We start from the raw sequence: 17,017 nt of genomic DNA on the forward strand, positions 1-17,017 counted from the left end.
ACATGCTGATCCCTCGTAGGGTCAAGCACCGCAAGCAGCACCACCCGAAGCGCCGCGGTATGGCCAAGGGCGGTACTGAGGTCTCGTTCGGCGAGTACGGCATCCAGGCGCTCACCCCCGCCTACGTGACGAACCGCCAGATCGAGGCGGCTCGTATCGCGATGACCCGCCACATCAAGCGTGGCGGCAAGGTCTGGATCAACATCTACCCGGACCGTCCGCTGACGAAGAAGCCGGCCGAGACCCGCATGGGTTCCGGTAAGGGTTCTCCCGAGTGGTGGATCGCGAACGTGCACCCGGGCCGGGTCATGTTCGAGCTGTCCTACCCGAACGAGAAGATTGCTCGTGAGGCGCTCACCCGCGCTGCTCACAAGCTTCCGATGAAGTGCCGGATTGTTCGGCGCGAGGCAGGTGAGTCGTGATGGCGACGGGAACCAAGGCGTCCGAGCTGCGTGAGCTCGGCAACGAGGAGCTCGTTGGCAAGCTGCGCGAGGCCAAGGAGGAGCTGTTCAAGCTCCGCTTCCAGGCGGCCACGGGTCAGCTGGAGAACAACGGCCGGCTCAAGTCCGTCCGTAAGGACATCGCTCGCATCTACACCCTGATGCACGAGCGTGAGCTCGGTATCGAGACGGTGGAGAGCGCCTGATGAGCGAGAAGAACGTGACTGAGACGAACGAGCGCGGTTTCCGCAAGACCCGTGAGGGTCTCGTCGTCAGCGACAAGATGGACAAGACCGTCGTCGTCGCCGTCGAGGACCGCGTGAAGCACGCGCTGTACGGCAAGGTCATCCGCCGTACGAACAAGCTCAAGGCTCACGACGAGCAGAACGCTGCCGGCGTCGGCGACCGCGTCCTCATCATGGAGACGCGTCCGCTGTCGGCGAGCAAGCGCTGGCGCATCGTCGAGATCCTCGAGAAGGCCAAGTAATCACCTGAGGGGTTTCCCTCAGGTCAGTTCCGCCAGGCTCGGTGGGGGTTCCGCTGTTCGTTCAGCGGACCCCCGCCGGGAACCGGCAGACAAATCAGGAGATAGACGTGATCCAGCAGGAGTCGCGACTGCGTGTCGCCGACAACACTGGTGCCAAGGAGATCCTTTGCATCCGTGTTCTCGGTGGTTCCGGTCGCCGCTACGCGGGCATCGGTGACGTCATCGTCGCCACCGTCAAGGACGCGATCCCCGGTGGCAACGTGAAGAAGGGTGACGTCGTCAAGGCGGTCATCGTTCGCACCGTCAAGGAGCGCCGCCGCCAGGACGGCTCGTACATCCGCTTCGACGAGAACGCCGCTGTCATTCTCAAGAACGACGGCGACCCTCGCGGCACCCGTATCTTCGGCCCCGTGGGCCGTGAGCTGCGCGAGAAGAAGTTCATGAAGATCATCTCGCTCGCGCCGGAGGTGCTGTAAGCATGAAGATCAAGAAGGGCGACCTGGTCCAGGTCATCACCGGTAAGGACAAGGGCAAGCAGGGCAAGGTCATTCAGGCCATGCCCACTGAGAACCGTGTCCTCGTCGAGGGTGTCAACCGGGTCAAGAAGCACACCAAGGCCGGTCAGACCGCTGGTGGTTCGCAGGCCGGTGGCATTGTGATCACCGAGGCTCCGATCCACGTCAGCAACGTTCAGCTGGTTGTGGAGAAGGACGGCCAGAAGGTCGTTACCCGCGTCGGTTTCCGCTTCGACGACGAGGGCAACAAGATCCGCGTTGCCAAGCGGACGGGTGAGGACATCTGATGGCTACCACTCCGCGTCTCAAGACGAAGTACCGCGAGGACATCGCGGGCAAGCTGCGTGAGGAGTTCTCGTACGAGAACGTCATGCAGATCCCCGGTCTCGTGAAGATCGTGGTCAACATGGGTGTGGGCGACGCCGCCCGCGACTCCAAGCTGATCGACGGCGCCATCCGCGACCTGACGACGATCACCGGTCAGAAGCCGGCCGTCACGAAGGCCCGCAAGTCCATCGCGCAGTTCAAGCTGCGTGAGGGTCAGCCGATCGGCTGCCACGTCACCCTCCGTGGTGACCGCATGTGGGAGTTCCTGGACCGTACGCTGTCGCTCGCGCTGCCGCGTATCCGTGACTTCCGTGGTCTGTCGCCGAAGCAGTTCGACGGCCGTGGCAACTACACCTTCGGTCTCACGGAGCAGGTCATGTTCCACGAGATCGACCAGGACAAGATCGACCGTACCCGGGGTATGGACATCACCGTGGTCACCACGGCGACCAACGACGACGAGGGCCGTGCCCTCCTTCGTCACCTCGGCTTCCCCTTCAAGGAGGCGTAAGCGAGATGGCGAAGAAGGCTCTCATCGCGAAGGCTGCCCGCAAGCCCAAGTTCGGTGTGCGTGCGTACACCCGCTGCCAGCGCTGCGGTCGCCCCCACTCCGTGTACCGCAAGTTCGGCCTGTGCCGCGTCTGCCTTCGTGAGATGGCTCACCGTGGCGAGCTGCCGGGCGTGACCAAGAGCTCCTGGTAATTCCCTTCCGTCCGCAAGGACTTGGGAAGTTCCAGAGACTCTCGGTAAGCATCTGGTCGGTGGGTGCCCTGCTCCGCATGCCGTAGGCTTGTGGGGTTGGGCGTCCGCCGTCCATAACGACTTACTACGCCGTAGGTCCCCGCACCGCACCCGTCCCGCCACTGAGTGGGGAGAGGGATGGCGCATACAGGAAACCCCGGCGAGAGAGGCCGAAGGCCACTTCATGACCATGACTGACCCGATCGCAGACATGCTCACGCGTCTGCGTAACGCTAACTCGGCGTACCACGACACCGTCGTGATGCCGCACAGCAAGATCAAGTCGCACATCGCAGAGATCCTCAAGCAGGAGGGTTTCATCACCGGCTGGAAGGTCGAGGACGCCGAGGTCGGCAAGAACCTCGTCCTCGAGCTGAAGTTCGGGCCGAACCGTGAGCGCTCCATCGCGGGCATCAAGCGGATCTCGAAGCCCGGTCTGCGCGTGTACGCGAAGTCCACCAACCTGCCGAAGGTGCTCGGCGGCCTGGGCGTGGCGATCATCTCCACGTCCCACGGTCTCCTCACCGGCCAGCAGGCAGGCAAGAAGGGCGTAGGTGGGGAAGTCCTCGCCTACGTCTGGTAGTCGGGAACGGAGGAAAAGCAATGTCGCGAATCGGCAAGCTCCCCATCCAGGTTCCCGCCGGTGTGGACGTCACCATCGATGGCCGCACGGTCGCGGTGAAGGGCCCCAAGGGTCTCCTCTCGCACACCGTCGCCGCGCCGATCGAGATCGTCAAGGGTGAGGACGGCGTTCTGAACGTCACCCGCCCCAACGACGAGCGTCAGAACAAGGCCCTGCACGGCCTGTCCCGCACGCTGGTGGCGAACATGATCACCGGCGTGACCACGGGATACGTCAAGGCTCTCGAGATCAGCGGTGTCGGTTACCGCGTCGCCGCGAAGGGCTCCGCTCTGGAGTTCCAGCTTGGTTACAGCCACCCGATCCTGATCGAGGCGCCCGAGGGCATCTCCTTCAAGGTCGAGTCGCCCACCAAGTTCACGGTCGAGGGCATCGACAAGCAGAAGGTCGGCGAGGTCGCCGCCAACATCCGCAAGCTGCGGAAGCCCGACCCGTACAAGGCCAAGGGTGTCAAGTACGCCGGCGAAGTCATCCGCCGCAAGGTCGGAAAGGCTGGTAAGTAGCCATGGCATACGGTGTGAAGATCGCCAAGGGCGACGCGTACAAGCGCGCTGCCAAGGCTCGCCGCCACATCCGCATCCGCAAGAACGTCTCGGGTACGGCGGAGCGTCCGCGCCTCGTCGTGACGCGTTCCAACCGCAACATCGTTGCTCAGGTCATCGACGACCTCCAGGGTCACACCCTGGCGTCCGCGTCGACCCTGGACGCTTCGATCCGCGGTGGCGAAGGCGACAAGAGCGCCCAGGCCCAGGCTGTCGGCGCGCTCGTCGCCGAGCGTGCCAAGGCCGCGGGTGTCGAGACCGTCGTGTTCGACCGCGGTGGCAACCGATACGCCGGGCGCATTGCCGCTCTGGCTGACGCCGCCCGCGAAGCCGGGCTGAAGTTCTAAGCCCCGGTTCCGGGACTCACGGACGTAACAGAGAGAGGTAATCCAATGGCTGGACCCCAGCGCCGCGGAAGCGGTGCCGGTGGCGGCGAGCGGCGGGACCGGAAGGGTCGCGACGGTGGCCCTGCCGCCGAGAAGACCGCTTACGTTGAGCGCGTTGTCGCGATCAACCGCGTCGCCAAGGTTGTCAAGGGTGGTCGCCGCTTCAGCTTCACCGCGCTGGTCGTGGTGGGCGACGGTGACGGCACTGTAGGTGTCGGTTACGGCAAGGCCAAGGAAGTTCCCGCGGCCATCGCCAAGGGTGTCGAGGAAGCCAAGAAGAACTTCTTCAAGGTTCCGCGCATCCAGGGCACCATCCCTCACCCGATCACGGGCGAGCGTGCCGCGGGCGTCGTGCTGCTGAAGCCGGCTTCCCCCGGTACCGGTGTTATCGCCGGTGGCCCGGTGCGCGCCGTTCTGGAGTGCGCCGGCGTTCACGACATCCTGTCGAAGTCGCTCGGCTCGTCGAACGCGATCAACATCGTGCACGCGACCGTGGCAGCGCTCAAGGGCCTGCAGCGTCCCGAGGAGATCGCGGCTCGCCGTGGTCTGCCCCTCGAGGACGTCGCCCCCGCGGCTCTGCTCCGTGCGCGTGCCGGGGCGGGTGCTGCGTAATGGCCCGCCTCAAGATCACGCAGACGAAGTCGTACATCGGCAGCAAGCAGAACCACCGCGACACGCTGCGTTCGCTCGGGCTCAAGCGCCTGAACGACGTGGTCGTCAAGGAGGACCGCCCCGAGTTCCGCGGAATGGTTCACACCGTCCGCCACCTCGTGACGGTTGAGGAGGTTGACTAACATGGCTGAGAACAGCCCGCTGAAGGCCCACAACCTCCGTCCCGCCCCCGGCGCCAAGACCGCGAAGACCCGTGTCGGTCGTGGTGAGGCGTCGAAGGGTAAGACGGCCGGTCGTGGTACGAAGGGCCAGAAGGCCCGTTACCAGATCCCGCAGCGCTTCGAGGGTGGGCAGATGCCCCTCCACATGCGCCTGCCGAAGCTCAAGGGCTTCAAGAACCCGTTCCGCACCGAGTTCCAGGTGGTCAACCTGGACAAGCTCGGCGCTCTCTACCCCGAGGGTGGAGAGGTCACGGTGGCCGACCTGGTCGCCAAGGGCGCGGTTCGCAAGAACAGCCTCGTCAAGGTCCTGGGCCAGGGCGAGATCTCCGTGGCGCTGACGGTTTCGGTTGACGCCGTCTCCGCCTCCGCCAAGGAGAAGATTGCCGCTGCCGGCGGCACCGTCACCGAGCTCGTCTAAGACGAACTCTTGTGACAAATAGCTAGAAACCCGACCGGGGATGCCTCACATATGGGGCATCCCCGGTTGGTCGTTCCACGGGGGGCGCAGTCGCCGGTAAGGTGGCCTGCACCTTTGCTTGTACGTATTCACCGATCCCTCAGACCGTCACCTCTGACGCAGTAGCGCGGGGGTCGCAGGAGGCACCGTGCTCACCGCGTTCGCCCGGGCGTTCAAGACGCCCGACCTGCGCAAGAAGCTGCTCTTCACGCTCGGCATCATCGTGCTGTTCCGGCTCGGGTCCCACATCCCGGTACCCGGCGTGAGCTACAAGAACGTTCAGATCTGTGTCGACCAGGCCGGAAGCAGCAACAGCCTCTTCGGTCTCGTCAACATGTTCAGCGGCGGTGCGCTGCTGCAGATCACGATCTTCGCGCTCGGCATCATGCCGTACATCACGGCGAGCATCATCCTGCAGCTGCTGACCGTGGTCATCCCGAAGCTGGAGAACCTCAAAAAAGAGGGTCAGTCCGGCACCGCGAAGATCACTCAGTACACGCGCTATCTGACGGTCGCACTCGCGATCCTGCAGGGCACCGGCCTCGTAGCCACTGCCCGCACTGGTGCCCTGTTCCAGGGCTGCCAGGTCGCCAGCCAGATCGTCCCGAACCGGTCGATCTTCACCACGATCGTCATGGTGGTCACCATGACCGCCGGTACCTGCGTCGTCATGTGGCTCGGTGAGCTCGTCACCGACCGCGGCATCGGCAACGGCATGTCGATCCTCATGTTCATCTCGATCGCCGCCGGCTTCATCGGCGCCCTCTGGCAGATCAAGCTCCAGGGCAAGATCGCCGACGGCTGGGTCGAGTTCGGTGTCGTCATCCTCGTCGGCCTCGCGATGGTCGCCCTGGTGGTCTTCGTCGAGCAGGCGCAGCGACGGATTCCGGTCCAGTACGCGAAGCGCATGATCGGCCGCCGTGCGTACGGGGGCACCTCCACGTACATCCCGCTCAAGGTGAACCAGGCCGGTGTCATCCCGGTCATCTTCGCCTCGTCGCTGCTGTACATCCCGGCGCTGATCGTTCAGTTCAGCGGGTCGACCGCCGGCTGGGCCACCTGGATCCAGAAGCACTTCGTCAAGGGCGACCACCCGTACTACATCGCCGCCTACTTCCTCCTGATCGTCTTCTTCGCGTTCTTCTACGTGGCGATTTCGTTCAACCCCGAGGAAGTTGCAGACAACATGAAGAAGTATGGTGGGTTCATCCCGGGTATCCGTGCCGGTCGACCCACCGCCGAGTACCTGAGCTACGTGCTCAACCGGATCACCTGGCCGGGGTCGCTGTACCTGGGTCTCATCGCTCTTGTGCCGACGATGGCGTTGGCCGGCTTCGGAGCGAACCAGAACTTCCCGTTCGGCGGGACGAGCATCCTCATCATCGTGGGTGTGGGTCTGGAAACCGTGAAGCAGATCGAGAGCCAGCTCCAGCAGCGCAATTACGAAGGGTTCCTCCGCTGATGCGAATCGTCCTCGTCGGACCGCCCGGTGCGGGCAAGGGAACGCAGGCTGCGTTCCTTGCGAAGAACCTGTCGATCCCGCACATCTCCACGGGCGACCTCTTCCGCGCCAACATCAGCCAGAACACCGAGCTGGGCCAGCGCGCGAAGGCGTTCATGGACGCCGGTGACCTCGTCCCCGACGAGATCACCATCGGCATGGCCAAGGACCGGATGGAGCAGCCGGACGCCGTGAACGGCTTCCTGCTGGACGGCTTCCCGCGCAACGTCTCGCAGGCCGAGGCGCTGGACGAGATGCTGCAGACGGCGAGCATGAAGCTCGACGCCGTCCTCGACCTCGAGGTCGAGGAGGACGAGGTGGTCAAGCGCATCGCCGGCCGCCGGATCTGCCGCAACGACTCTGCGCACGTCTTCCACGTCGTGTACGCCGCACCGAAGACCGAGGGCGTCTGCGACGCCTGCGGTGGCGAGCTCTACCAGCGTGACGACGACTCCGAGGCCACGGTCCGCAACCGGCTCGAGGTCTACCACACGCAGACCGAGCCGATCATCGACTACTACAAGGCCCAGGGCCTGCTGGTGACCATCCCGGCCCTCGGTGAGGTCGCGGACGTCACGCAGCGCGCGATGGACGCGCTCAAGAAGTAGTACCCCTGCAGTGAGCAGTACGGCCGCGGTGTCCCCAGGACCCCGCGGCCTTACTGTTGAGACGACCTGAACAACGTAGATCCGAAGTCCGAAGGTGGAAGGCACTACCCATGGTCCAGATCAAGACCCCCGAGCAGATCGCGAAGATGCGCGAGGCAGGGCTGGTCGTCGCCGCGATCCACGCGGCGACCCGTGAGGCGGCCGTGCCGGGCGCCACGACGCGGGATCTGGACATGGTGGCCCGCAAGGTCATCGCGGATGCCGGGGCCAAGTCGAACTTCCTCGGCTACGGCGGCTTCCCCGCGACGATCTGCACCTCGGTGAACGAGGTCGTCGTCCACGGCATCCCGGACGACAAGACGGTCCTGAAGGACGGCGACATCATCTCGATCGACGCCGGCGCGATCGTCGACGGCTGGCACGGCGACGCCGCGTACACGGCCTTCGTGGGCACCGGTCATGCTCCGGAGCTCGTCGAGCTCTCCCGGGTGACCGAGGAGTCCATGTGGGCCGGCATCGCCGCGATGAAGCTCGGCAACCGCCTCGTGGACATCTCGAAGGCGATCGAGGGCTACATCCGCCGCCAGCCGCGTCCCGCGACCGGCAAGTACGGGATCATCGAGGACTACGGCGGCCACGGCATCGGGTCCGAGATGCACATGGACCCGCACCTGCTGAACTACGTCTCGCGCAAGCGGGGCAAGGGCATCAAGCTGGTCCCGGGCGTCTGCCTGGCGATCGAGCCGATGGTTTCCCTGGGCACCCCCCAGACGGAGGTCCTGGCGGACGACTGGACGGTCATCACGACGGACGGCACCTGGTCCTCGCACTGGGAGCACTCCATCGCCCTGACGGAGGCCGGCCCCATCGTCCTGACCAGCCCGGACTGCGGCAAGGCGAAGCTTGCGGAGTACGGCGTGACGACGGCGCCGGACCCGCTCGGTTAATGATCTAGTCTGTGGGGCAAACTTTCCGGATTCGTCTTTCTCGGTGCCCTGACGTAGACTGACTCGTCGGCTCCTTTGCACCCGCATGTCCGCATGTGAGGCAGGGAGCTGATCAAGGTAGCCGATTCGAAGGGCGAAGCGTGGCCAAGAAGCAAGGTGCCATCGAGATCGAGGGCACCGTGATCGAGTCCCTCCCGAACGCGATGTTCAAGGTGGAACTGCAGAACGGTCACAAGGTCCTCGCGCACATCAGCGGCAAGATGCGTATGCACTACATCCGCATCCTCCCGGATGACCGGGTCGTTGTGGAGCTGTCTCCGTACGACCTGACGCGTGGCCGGATCGTCTACCGATACAAGTAGATCTTGTCCTCACTCCTGCCTGGGCGCACGTCCCGGTGCGGGTGGTGGCACTGACCCGGAGAACCTCACCAACATGAAGGTCAAGCCGAGCGTCAAGAAGATCTGCGACAAGTGCAAGGTGATCCGCCGTCACGGTCGGGTCATGGTCATCTGCGACAACCTGCGCCACAAGCAGCGCCAGGGCTGACGCACGCCGACCGACCTGCACTACGCAGTTCTTCGCGCGACGTAAGAAAACGTACATACGCAGAACCCGCCCAGCCCTGAGAAGGGCCGGCGGCACCTCCGGCGGGGGCCGGGGACCCGGACGTACCACCACCCATCAGGGGCGGTCGGCGGTCGGGAGTGGTTCTGCGGAAGACCCCCGAACACACAGGAGCCATTGAATGGCACGCGTTTCCGGTGTTGACATCCCGCGCGAAAAGCGTGTGGAGATCGCACTCACCTACGTCTTCGGTATCGGGCGCACCCGGTCCAAGGAGATCCTCGCCTCCACCGGCGTGAACCCGAACACCCGCGTTCGTGACCTGGCCGAAGAGGACCTCGTCAAGATCCGCGAGTACGTGGACGCCAACCTCCGTACCGAGGGTGACCTCCGCCGCGAGATCCAGGGCGACATCCGCCGCAAGATCGAGATCCAGTGCTACCAGGGCATCCGCCACCGTCGTGGCCTGCCGGTGCACGGTCAGCGCACCAGCACGAACGCGCGTACCCGCAAGGGCCCGCGTCGCGCGATCGCCGGTAAGAAGAAGCCGGGCAAGAAGTAGTCCTGTTCAGCGGTCTTGCGCTGTAGGACCGACCACCTCCCGTAGGAGATTTAGATGCCCCCCAAGGGTCGTCAGGGCGCTGCCAAGAAGGTGCGCCGCAAGGAAAAGAAGAACGTCGCTCACGGGCACGCCCACATCAAGAGCACGTTCAACAACACGATCGTCTCGATCACGGACCCCTCGGGCAACGTGATCTCCTGGGCCTCCGCCGGCCACGTCGGCTTCAAGGGCTCGCGCAAGTCCACCCCCTTCGCCGCGCAGATGGCCGCCGAGTCGGCCGCCCGCCGCGCGCAGGAGCACGGCATGCGCAAGGTCGACGTCTTCGTCAAGGGTCCCGGCTCCGGCCGTGAGACCGCGATCCGCTCCCTCCAGGCCACCGGCCTCGAGGTCGGCTCGATCCAGGACGTCACCCCCACCCCGCACAACGGCTGCCGCCCGCCGAAGCGCCGCCGCGTCTGACGCAGCGGACGCACCCGTGCGTCTTTGAGTGTCCGGGCGGTACGACCCCTTCGGGGGCCGTGCCGCCCGTACCCTTGCAGTACCCAGCAGTACATGTCGGGCGTCAAATAGTGGGCGTCCACGACTGAAGGAACACAGACATGCTTATCGCTCAGCGTCCTTCGCTGACCGAAGAGGTCGTCGACGAGTACCGCTCGCGGTTCGTGATCGAGCCGCTCGAGCCGGGCTTCGGCTACACCCTCGGCAACTCTCTGCGCCGCACGCTCCTGTCCTCGATCCCGGGTGCCGCAGTCACCAGCATCCGCGTGGACGGCGTCCTGCACGAGTTCACCACCGTGCCCGGTGTCAAGGAAGACGTCACCGACATCATCCTCAACATCAAGCAGCTGGTCGTCTCCTCGGAGCACGACGAGCCGGTCGTGATGTACCTGCGCAAGCAGGGTCCCGGCCTGGTCACCGCTGCCGACATCGCGCCCCCGGCCGGTGTCGAGGTGCACAACCCGGACCTGGTCCTCGCCACGCTCAACGGCAAGGGCAAGCTGGAGATGGAGCTGACCGTCGAGCGCGGTCGCGGCTACGTCTCCGCCGTCCAGAACAAGCAGCTGGGCCAGGAGATCGGCCGTATCCCGGTCGACTCCATCTACAGCCCGGTCCTCAAGGTCACCTACAAGGTCGAGGCGACCCGAGTCGAGCAGCGCACCGACTTCGACAAGCTCATCGTCGACGTCGAGACCAAGCAGGCCATGCGCCCGCGCGACGCCATGGCGTCCGCCGGCAAGACCCTGGTCGAGCTGTTCGGTCTGGCCCGCGAGCTCAACATCGACGCCGAGGGCATCGACATGGGCCCGTCCCCGACGGACGCTGCCCTGGCCGCCGACCTGGCGCTGCCGATCGAGGAGCTCGAGCTCACCGTTCGGTCGTACAACTGCCTCAAGCGCGAGGGCATCCACTCCGTGGGTGAGCTCGTCGCCCGCTCCGAGGCCGACCTGCTCGACATCCGCAACTTCGGTGCGAAGTCGATCGACGAGGTCAAGGCGAAGCTGGCCGGCATGGGCCTGGCCCTCAAGGACAGCCCGCCCGGATTCGACCCGACCGCCGCTGCCGACGCCTTCGGCGCCGACGACGACGCGGACGCCGGTTTCGTCGAGACCGAGCAGTACTAAGAAAAGACTTTCCCGGGGCAGCCGCCCCGGGGGAACTGACACCGGTACCTGACACGGCCGGTGCAGATATGAAGGAGTAACACCATGCCGCGTCCCGCAAAGGGTGCCCGTCTGGGCGGCTCCGCCGCGCACGAGAAGCACCTTCTCGCGAACCTCGCGAAGGCGCTCTTCGAGCACGGCCGCATCACCACCACCGAGGCCAAGGCCCGCCGCCTGCGTCCCTACGCCGAGCGTCTGGTCACCAAGGCCAAGAAGGGCGACATCCACAACCGTCGCCTGGTGCTGCAGACGATCACGGACAAGAGCATCGTGCACACGCTGTTCACCGAGATCGCCCCGCGCTACGAGAACCGCCCCGGTGGTTACACGCGCATCACCAAGATCGGCAACCGTCGTGGCGACAACGCCCCGATGGCCGTGATCGAGCTGGTCGAGGCCCTTACGGTCGCCCAGCAGGCCACTGGTGAGGCCGAGGCCGCCACCAAGCGCGCCGCGAAGGACGCCGAGGCCGTGGCCGAGGCTCCCGCCGCCGAGGAGACCAAGGAGGCCTGATCCCGCTTCGGGATCGAGCTTGCTTGATCGGCTCTGAACGGGCCCGCCCCTTCCCGGGGCGGGCCCGTTCTGCGTTTCCGAGCTATTTCCGAGCTTCTGAGAGGATCTGTCACGTGAGTGACGAGGTGGAGCCCGGGCACGTCCGGGTGCGGCTGGACCTGTCGTACGACGGCAAGGACTTCTCCGGCTGGGCGAAGCAGCGGGTGCTGCGGACCGTGCAGGGCGAGCTGGAGTCGGCCCTGCAGACCGTGATGCGGCTGCCGGACCCGGTCGAGCTGACCGTGGCCGGGCGCACCGACGCCGGCGTGCACGCGCGCGGGCAGGTAGCCCAGTTCGACCTGGCCGAGGAGGTGTGGGCCGAGCACCACGACAAGCTGCTGCGCCGCCTCGCGGGCCGGCTGCCGCACGACGTACGGGTGTGGAAGGCCGCCGAGGCCCCCGCGGGCTTCAACGCCCGGTTCTCCGCCATCTGGCGCCGCTACGCCTACCGCGTCGGCGACCACCAGGGCGGCGTCGACCCGCTGCGCCGCGGGCACGTGCTGTGGCACCAGTGGCCACTGGACGTGGACGCCATGAACGAGGCCGCCGCCCCGCTGCTCGGCGAGCACGACTTCGCCGCGTACTGCAAGAAGCGCGAGGGCGCCACGACCATCCGTACCCTCCAGCAGCTCAGCTGGGAGCGCGCCGAGGACGGGATCGTCACGGCGACCGTCCGCGCCGATGCCTTCTGCCACAACATGGTCCGCTCGCTGGTCGGCGCACTGCTGCACGTCGGGGACGGGCACCGGCCGACCGACTGGCCCGGGAAGGTCCTGCGGGCCGCCGTACGGGACTCCTCGGTGCACGTAGTGAAGCCACACGGGCTCACCCTGGAGGAGGTCGGCTACCCGGCGGACGAGCTGCTGGCCGCCCGCAGCAAGGAGGCACGCAACATGCGGACCCTCCCGGGTGCCGGCTGCTGCTGATCCGCCGGTGACCGCCGCACAATCCGTTTGGGCGGATCGGCGCCGGGCCTGGACAATGCCCGGCATGGGACATCTCGAAGCCAGCCACCTGGAGTACTACCTTCCCGACGGGCGGGTCCTGCTCCCCGACGTCTCCTTCCGCGTGGGGGAGGGGTCGGTCGTCGCCCTCGTCGGGGCGAACGGGGCCGGCAAGACCACCCTGCTGAAGCTGATCTCGGGTGACCTCCAGCCGCACGGCGGCGGGGTCACCGTCAGCGGCGGCCTCGGCGTGATGTCGCAGTTCGTGGGGTCCGTACGGGACGAGACGACCGTACGGGACCTGCTGGTCTCGGTGGCCCAGCCCCGGATCCGGGCGGCCGCGAAGGCCGTCGACCACGCCGAGCACCTGATCATGACGGTGGACGACGAAGCCGCGCAGATGGCGTACGCGCAGGCGCTCAGCGACTGGGCCGACGTACAGGGCTACGAGGCGGAGACCCTGTGGGACGTCTGCACCATGGCCGCGCTGGCCGTCCCGTACGACGCCGCGCAGTTCCGCGAGGTGCGCACGCTGTCGGGCGGTGAGCAGAAGCGGCTGGTCCTCGAGGCCCTGCTGCGCGGGCCGGACGAGGTGCTGCTGCTCGACGAGCCGGACAACTACCTGGACGTCCCGGGCAAGCGGTGGCTGGAGGAGCAGCTCAAGGCCACCCGCAAGACGGTGCTCTTCGTGTCGCACGACCGGGAGCTGCTGTCCACGGCCGCCGAGAAGATCATCAGCCTGGAGCCGAGCCCGATGGGCACGGACGTGTGGGTGCACGGCTCGGGATTCGGCACGTACCACGAGGCCCGCAAGGAGCGCTTCGCGCGCTTCGAGGAGCTCAAGCGGCGCTGGGACGAGGAGCACGCCCGCCTGAAGGCGCTGGTCCTGCGGCTGCGCAACCAGGCGGCGAGCAGCCCCGACATGGCCTCGCGCTACCGGGCGATGCAGACGCGCTTCCAGAAGTTCGAGGAGGCGGGCCCGCCGCCGGAGCCCCCGCGCGAGCAGGACATCAGGATGCGCCTGAAGGGCGGCCGGACCGGCGTGCGCGCGCTGACCGTGGAGAACCTCGAGCTCACGGGCCTGATGAAGCCGTTCTCGCTGGAGGTCTTCTACGGGGAGCGGGTCGCGGTGCTCGGCTCGAACGGCTCCGGGAAGTCGCACTTCCTGCGGCTGCTGGCGGGCGAGGACGTCAAGCACACGGGCGACTTCAAGCTGGGTGCCCGGGTGGTCGCCGGACACTTCGCGCAGACCCACGCCCACCCCGAGCTGTTCGGCCGCACCCTGGTCGACATCCTGTGGACGGAGGCCGCGAAGCCGCTCGGCGCCGCGATGGGCGTCCTGCGCCGGTACGAGCTCGAGCGCCAGGGCGAGCAGCCGTTCGAGAAGCTGTCGGGCGGCCAGCAGGCGCGTTTCCAGATCCTGCTCCTGGAACTGGCGGGCACCACCGCGCTGCTGCTGGACGAGCCGACGGACAACCTGGACCTGGAGTCCGCGGAGGCGCTGCAGGACGGCTTGGAGTCGTATGAGGGCACTGTGTTGTGCGTCACGCACGACCGCTGGTTCGCGCGCACATTTGACCGTTTCCTGGTCTTCGGCTCGGACGGTGTTGTACGAGAGACTCAGGAACCCGTATGGGACGAACGTAGGGTCGAGCGGAAGCGCTAGGGGGAGACCGCTCCCTCGGTCGGAGTGAGGGGGAGGCGTTGTGGGCCTGCGGCCTGGCATCTGGCTCATGAAGCGGGAGAACCACGGCTCCGGCGACCGGCTGCTCGACTGGCTGCTGCGGCCCGCGTCGCGGCCCTGGCAGCTCGTCTCCCTGGCGGTGGTCCTGGGAGTCTGCGTCTCCACGAGCCTGCGGGAGAACTGGGGCTCCGACAACGCCTTCGTGGTCAAGGCGGCGCAGACGCTGCTGGCCGGCGGGTCGCCGTACGAGGACAAGCGGTTCCTGTACCTGCCCAGCGCGGTCCTGATGGCCGTTCCCGAAGCGCTGCTGCCGACGACGGTGCTGCGCTGGAGCCTGCCGGTCGCGATGTCCGGGCTGCTGGGCATCGGGTGGCTGGCCGCGCTGCGGATGTTCTCGGTGCCGCTGCGCTCGCGCTTCGCGGTCGTCGGGTTCCCGGTGCTGGCCCTGGGCTACAAGCCGTACGTGAACCTCGTCCTGATCGGCAACTGGACGGCGATCTCGGCGGCCGCGCTGCCGGTGGCGCTGCTGCTCGCGCACCGACGGCGCTGGGGGACGGCCGGCCTGGTGGTCGGGCTGGCGATCGCCTGCAAGCCGATGCTGGTGCCGGTCGGGCTGCTGTTCGTGATGGCCCGGCGGTGGCGGGGGCTGGCGGCGGCCGTGCTGGTGCCGCTGGGGCTCTCGCTGGCGGGCGCGCTGCTGATGCCGAGCCCGTCGCTGTTCTTCACCAAGACCCTGCCGTTCCTGTTCCGGGGACAGGACGCGTACGCGCTGCCGTGGGACGCCTCGCCCATCGCCGTGCTGCCCCGGCTGGGGGTGCCGGAGCCGGTGGCGGTGCTGGTGGCCTTCGCGGGGGCCGGGGCGGGGCTGTGGGCCGCCTGGACGCGGTGGCGGCGCACGGGGGAGGAGACCGACGGGGGAGAGCTGCGGCTCGTGGAGACGGCCTGCATGGTGATGCTCGCCGCATTCCTGGTCTCACGGCCGTCCTTCGACCACTACCTGCTGGTGGTGCTGCCGCTGCTGCTGGCCTCGGCGGTGCGGCCCGGCTCGATGCCCCGCTCACCCTGGTTCTGGCTGGCCCTGACGCCCCAGGTGGCGCTGGTGCCGTGGCCCTCGGAGCTGGCCCACAAACGGCGCGCCTTCAAGGACTGCGCCGCCCTGTGCGGGCTCGCGATCCTGGCGGTGCGTCGTGCACTGCGCTCCGGTCGGGTTACCCTGGAGCCCGTAACAACTGCGGGGTCCCCACCCAGGACCGAACCGGAGTGCGCCGCGACGCCAGCAGAATCGGCATCGCGGACCGCGTTTTGACCCGTACGGGTCTGCTTGGGTATCCTGCTGGTTTGTTATGCGTATTGGCTTGCTCATTCTCACGTGAAAGGGCCTTACGCCGGTCCACCGGACCGATGACCAGCAGTTCACACCGGTTGCGTCCCCGATGTGAACGAGGGCTGTCGTGATCGTCCGTGGTGACCCTGTCAGGACCTTCCCGTGGGGCTTGCGCCCTTGGGATACCACCACTGAAGAAGCGAAGGCATACGCGTGCGTACGTTCAGCCCCAAGCCCGGCGACATCTCGCGCCAGTGGCTCGTCATCGACGCCCAGGACGTTGTCCTCGGCCGTCTGGCGACCCAGGCCGCTGCCCTTCTGCGGGGCAAGCACAAGCCGACCTATGCGCCTCACATGGACATGGGCGACTTCGTCGTCATCATCAACGCCGACAAGGTGCACCTGTCCGGCAACAAGGCCTCCCAGAAGATGGCGTACCGCCACTCCGGTTTCCCGGGCGGTCTGCGTTCCGTGCGCTACGACGACCTCCTGGCGAACAACCCGGAGAAGGCCGTCGAGAAGGCCGTCAAGGGCATGCTCCCCAAGAACACCCTGGGCCGTCAGATGCTCTCGAAGCTGAAGGTCTACTCGGGCGACCAGCACCCCCACGCTGCCCAGCAGCCGGTGCCGTTCGAGATCACCCAGGTCGCGCAGTAGTTCCGGCCACCCCCTAAGACGTAGAAAATTCTGAGGAGCATCGTGGCCGAGACCACCGCCGAGACCCCCGTCGAAGAGTTCGAGGGCGTCGAGGAGTACACCACCGAGTCTGAGGTCGTCGTCGAGGGCGACTACACCTCCGAGTCCCTTGCCGGCCGCTTCGGCGACCCGCAGCCGGCCGCCGGCCTGGGCCGTCGCAAGAACGCCATCGCCCGCGTCCGGATCGTTCCGGGCACCGGCAAGTGGAAGATCAACGGTCGCACCCTTGAGGACTACTTCCCCAACAAGGTGCACCAGCAGGAAGTCAACGAGCCCTTCAAGCTCCTCGAGCTTGACGGCCGCTACGACGTCATCGCCCGCATCGCCGGTGGCGGCGTCTCCGGTCAGGCCGGCGCCCTGCGCCTCGGCGTGGCCCGCGCCCTGAACGAGGCCGACGTCGACAACAACCGCCCGGCGCTGAAGAAGGCCGGCTTCCTCTCCCGCGACGACCGTGCGGTCGAGCGCAAGAAGGCCGGTCTCAAGAAGGCCCGTAAGGCCCCGCAGTACAGCAAGCGTTAATCTGCGCCTGCTGTTCAGCAACAACCGCCCCGGCAGCACTCTCCGTGCTGCCGGGGCGGTTCGTTTACCGCCACAAGCGGCAAA

General features: G+C 66.7%; 27 protein-coding genes. All 27 read left to right on the forward strand.

Translation table 11 applies throughout. The annotated features are described in order from the left end of the window. The first annotated feature begins 2 nt into the window (after window positions 1-2). The 27 genes from rplP to rpsI all read left to right on the forward strand — a co-directional run bounded on the left by rplP (window position 3) and on the right by rpsI (window position 16,933). Window positions 3-422 carry a 50S ribosomal protein L16 gene (rplP, locus tag IF09_RS0121765; protein ID WP_030026326.1) on the forward strand — a complete coding sequence of 140 codons (420 nt, stop codon included), beginning with the start codon at window positions 3-5 and terminating at the stop codon, window positions 420-422. After that, window positions 422-646, forward strand: coding sequence for a 50S ribosomal protein L29 (gene rpmC, locus IF09_RS0121770; protein WP_008739703.1), 225 nt, complete (start codon window positions 422-424; stop codon window positions 644-646). The genes rplP and rpmC overlap by 1 nt, the downstream gene beginning before the upstream one ends. Then, entirely contained in the window at window positions 646-927 is a 282-nt protein-coding gene (gene rpsQ / locus IF09_RS0121775; protein WP_030026328.1) for a 30S ribosomal protein S17, read from the forward strand. Before rpmC ends, rpsQ begins: the two co-directional genes overlap by 1 nt. A 107-nt stretch (window positions 928-1,034) precedes the next feature. After that, window positions 1,035-1,403, forward strand: coding sequence for a 50S ribosomal protein L14 (gene rplN / locus IF09_RS0121780; RefSeq protein ID WP_003956455.1), 369 nt, complete (start codon window positions 1,035-1,037; stop codon window positions 1,401-1,403). A gap of 2 nt (window positions 1,404-1,405) precedes the next feature. Further along, a complete protein-coding gene (rplX, locus tag IF09_RS0121785) occupies window positions 1,406-1,729 on the forward strand; it encodes a 50S ribosomal protein L24 (protein ID WP_030298215.1) in 324 nt (107 codons plus the stop codon). Further along, complete coding sequence (rplE, locus tag IF09_RS0121790) at window positions 1,729-2,280, forward strand: 50S ribosomal protein L5 (RefSeq protein ID WP_030298216.1); 552 nt, start codon at window positions 1,729-1,731, stop codon at window positions 2,278-2,280. The genes rplX and rplE overlap by 1 nt, the downstream gene beginning before the upstream one ends. Before the next feature lie 5 nt (window positions 2,281-2,285). Further along, window positions 2,286-2,471, forward strand: a complete 186-nt coding sequence (locus IF09_RS0121795; protein WP_003956452.1) for a type Z 30S ribosomal protein S14 — start codon at window positions 2,286-2,288, stop codon at window positions 2,469-2,471. A gap of 223 nt (window positions 2,472-2,694) precedes the next feature. Beyond that, on the forward strand, window positions 2,695-3,093 hold the full coding sequence (gene rpsH, locus IF09_RS0121800; RefSeq protein ID WP_007265911.1) for a 30S ribosomal protein S8: 399 nt from the start codon (window positions 2,695-2,697) through the stop codon (window positions 3,091-3,093). 20 nt (window positions 3,094-3,113) lie between these two features. Next, window positions 3,114-3,653 (forward strand): 50S ribosomal protein L6, encoded by a 540-nt coding sequence (gene rplF, locus IF09_RS0121805; RefSeq protein WP_030298217.1) that lies wholly within the window; start codon window positions 3,114-3,116, stop codon window positions 3,651-3,653. Between the two features lie 2 nt (window positions 3,654-3,655). Further along, the gene (gene rplR, locus IF09_RS0121810) at window positions 3,656-4,039 is read left to right on the forward strand and encodes a 50S ribosomal protein L18 (RefSeq protein WP_030026334.1); all 384 of its coding nucleotides are present in this window, start codon (window positions 3,656-3,658) and stop codon (window positions 4,037-4,039) included. Window positions 4,040-4,084: 45 nt separating this feature from the next. Then, the gene (rpsE, locus tag IF09_RS0121815; RefSeq protein ID WP_030298218.1) at window positions 4,085-4,690 is read left to right on the forward strand and encodes a 30S ribosomal protein S5; all 606 of its coding nucleotides are present in this window, start codon (window positions 4,085-4,087) and stop codon (window positions 4,688-4,690) included. Continuing rightward, on the forward strand, window positions 4,690-4,872 hold the full coding sequence (gene rpmD / locus IF09_RS0121820; RefSeq protein ID WP_005313525.1) for a 50S ribosomal protein L30: 183 nt from the start codon (window positions 4,690-4,692) through the stop codon (window positions 4,870-4,872). The genes rpsE and rpmD overlap by 1 nt, the downstream gene beginning before the upstream one ends. A gap of 1 nt (window position 4,873) precedes the next feature. Next, complete coding sequence (rplO, locus tag IF09_RS0121825) at window positions 4,874-5,329, forward strand: 50S ribosomal protein L15 (protein WP_030154704.1); 456 nt, start codon at window positions 4,874-4,876, stop codon at window positions 5,327-5,329. A 187-nt stretch (window positions 5,330-5,516) separates the two neighbouring features. Next, window positions 5,517-6,830: a preprotein translocase subunit SecY gene (secY, locus tag IF09_RS0121830; RefSeq protein WP_030298219.1), complete on the forward strand. Its 1,314-nt coding sequence runs from the start codon at window positions 5,517-5,519 to the stop codon at window positions 6,828-6,830. Beyond that, window positions 6,830-7,477 (forward strand): adenylate kinase, encoded by a 648-nt coding sequence (locus IF09_RS0121835; RefSeq protein ID WP_030298220.1) that lies wholly within the window; start codon window positions 6,830-6,832, stop codon window positions 7,475-7,477. Before secY ends, IF09_RS0121835 begins: the two co-directional genes overlap by 1 nt. Before the next feature lie 110 nt (window positions 7,478-7,587). Next, complete coding sequence (gene map, locus IF09_RS0121840; RefSeq protein ID WP_030298227.1) at window positions 7,588-8,424, forward strand: type I methionyl aminopeptidase; 837 nt, start codon at window positions 7,588-7,590, stop codon at window positions 8,422-8,424. A gap of 140 nt (window positions 8,425-8,564) precedes the next feature. After that, the gene (infA, locus tag IF09_RS0121845) at window positions 8,565-8,786 is read left to right on the forward strand and encodes a translation initiation factor IF-1 (protein ID WP_003956442.1); all 222 of its coding nucleotides are present in this window, start codon (window positions 8,565-8,567) and stop codon (window positions 8,784-8,786) included. A gap of 73 nt (window positions 8,787-8,859) precedes the next feature. Continuing rightward, window positions 8,860-8,973: a 50S ribosomal protein L36 gene (rpmJ, locus tag IF09_RS0121850; protein WP_003956441.1), complete on the forward strand. Its 114-nt coding sequence runs from the start codon at window positions 8,860-8,862 to the stop codon at window positions 8,971-8,973. Window positions 8,974-9,172: 199 nt separating this feature from the next. Then, complete coding sequence (gene rpsM / locus IF09_RS0121855; RefSeq protein ID WP_007265919.1) at window positions 9,173-9,553, forward strand: 30S ribosomal protein S13; 381 nt, start codon at window positions 9,173-9,175, stop codon at window positions 9,551-9,553. Window positions 9,554-9,607: 54 nt separating this feature from the next. Beyond that, window positions 9,608-10,012, forward strand: coding sequence for a 30S ribosomal protein S11 (rpsK, locus tag IF09_RS0121860; RefSeq protein ID WP_003956432.1), 405 nt, complete (start codon window positions 9,608-9,610; stop codon window positions 10,010-10,012). A 140-nt stretch (window positions 10,013-10,152) separates the two neighbouring features. After that, complete coding sequence (locus IF09_RS0121865) at window positions 10,153-11,175, forward strand: DNA-directed RNA polymerase subunit alpha (RefSeq protein ID WP_007265920.1); 1,023 nt, start codon at window positions 10,153-10,155, stop codon at window positions 11,173-11,175. Window positions 11,176-11,259: 84 nt separating this feature from the next. Beyond that, window positions 11,260-11,727 (forward strand): 50S ribosomal protein L17, encoded by a 468-nt coding sequence (gene rplQ, locus IF09_RS0121870; protein WP_030298228.1) that lies wholly within the window; start codon window positions 11,260-11,262, stop codon window positions 11,725-11,727. Between the two features lie 113 nt (window positions 11,728-11,840). After that, window positions 11,841-12,692 carry a tRNA pseudouridine(38-40) synthase TruA gene (truA, locus tag IF09_RS0121875; RefSeq protein ID WP_030298229.1) on the forward strand — a complete coding sequence of 284 codons (852 nt, stop codon included), beginning with the start codon at window positions 11,841-11,843 and terminating at the stop codon, window positions 12,690-12,692. 64 nt (window positions 12,693-12,756) lie between these two features. Further along, window positions 12,757-14,376 carry an ABC-F family ATP-binding cassette domain-containing protein gene (locus tag IF09_RS0121880; RefSeq protein ID WP_030298230.1) on the forward strand — a complete coding sequence of 540 codons (1,620 nt, stop codon included), beginning with the start codon at window positions 12,757-12,759 and terminating at the stop codon, window positions 14,374-14,376. 67 nt (window positions 14,377-14,443) lie between these two features. Next, window positions 14,444-15,700 (forward strand): glycosyltransferase family 87 protein, encoded by a 1,257-nt coding sequence (locus tag IF09_RS0121885; protein ID WP_030298232.1) that lies wholly within the window; start codon window positions 14,444-14,446, stop codon window positions 15,698-15,700. Window positions 15,701-15,931: 231 nt separating this feature from the next. Continuing rightward, window positions 15,932-16,375, forward strand: a complete 444-nt coding sequence (gene rplM / locus IF09_RS0121890) for a 50S ribosomal protein L13 (protein ID WP_030154717.1) — start codon at window positions 15,932-15,934, stop codon at window positions 16,373-16,375. A gap of 42 nt (window positions 16,376-16,417) precedes the next feature. Continuing rightward, entirely contained in the window at window positions 16,418-16,933 is a 516-nt protein-coding gene (gene rpsI / locus IF09_RS0121895; protein ID WP_030230680.1) for a 30S ribosomal protein S9, read from the forward strand. Window positions 16,934-17,017: the final 84 nt, after the last annotated feature.

The organism is Streptomyces katrae, from assembly GCF_000717655.1.
Classification (GTDB): Bacteria; Actinomycetota; Actinomycetes; order Streptomycetales; family Streptomycetaceae; genus Streptomyces; species Streptomyces katrae_B.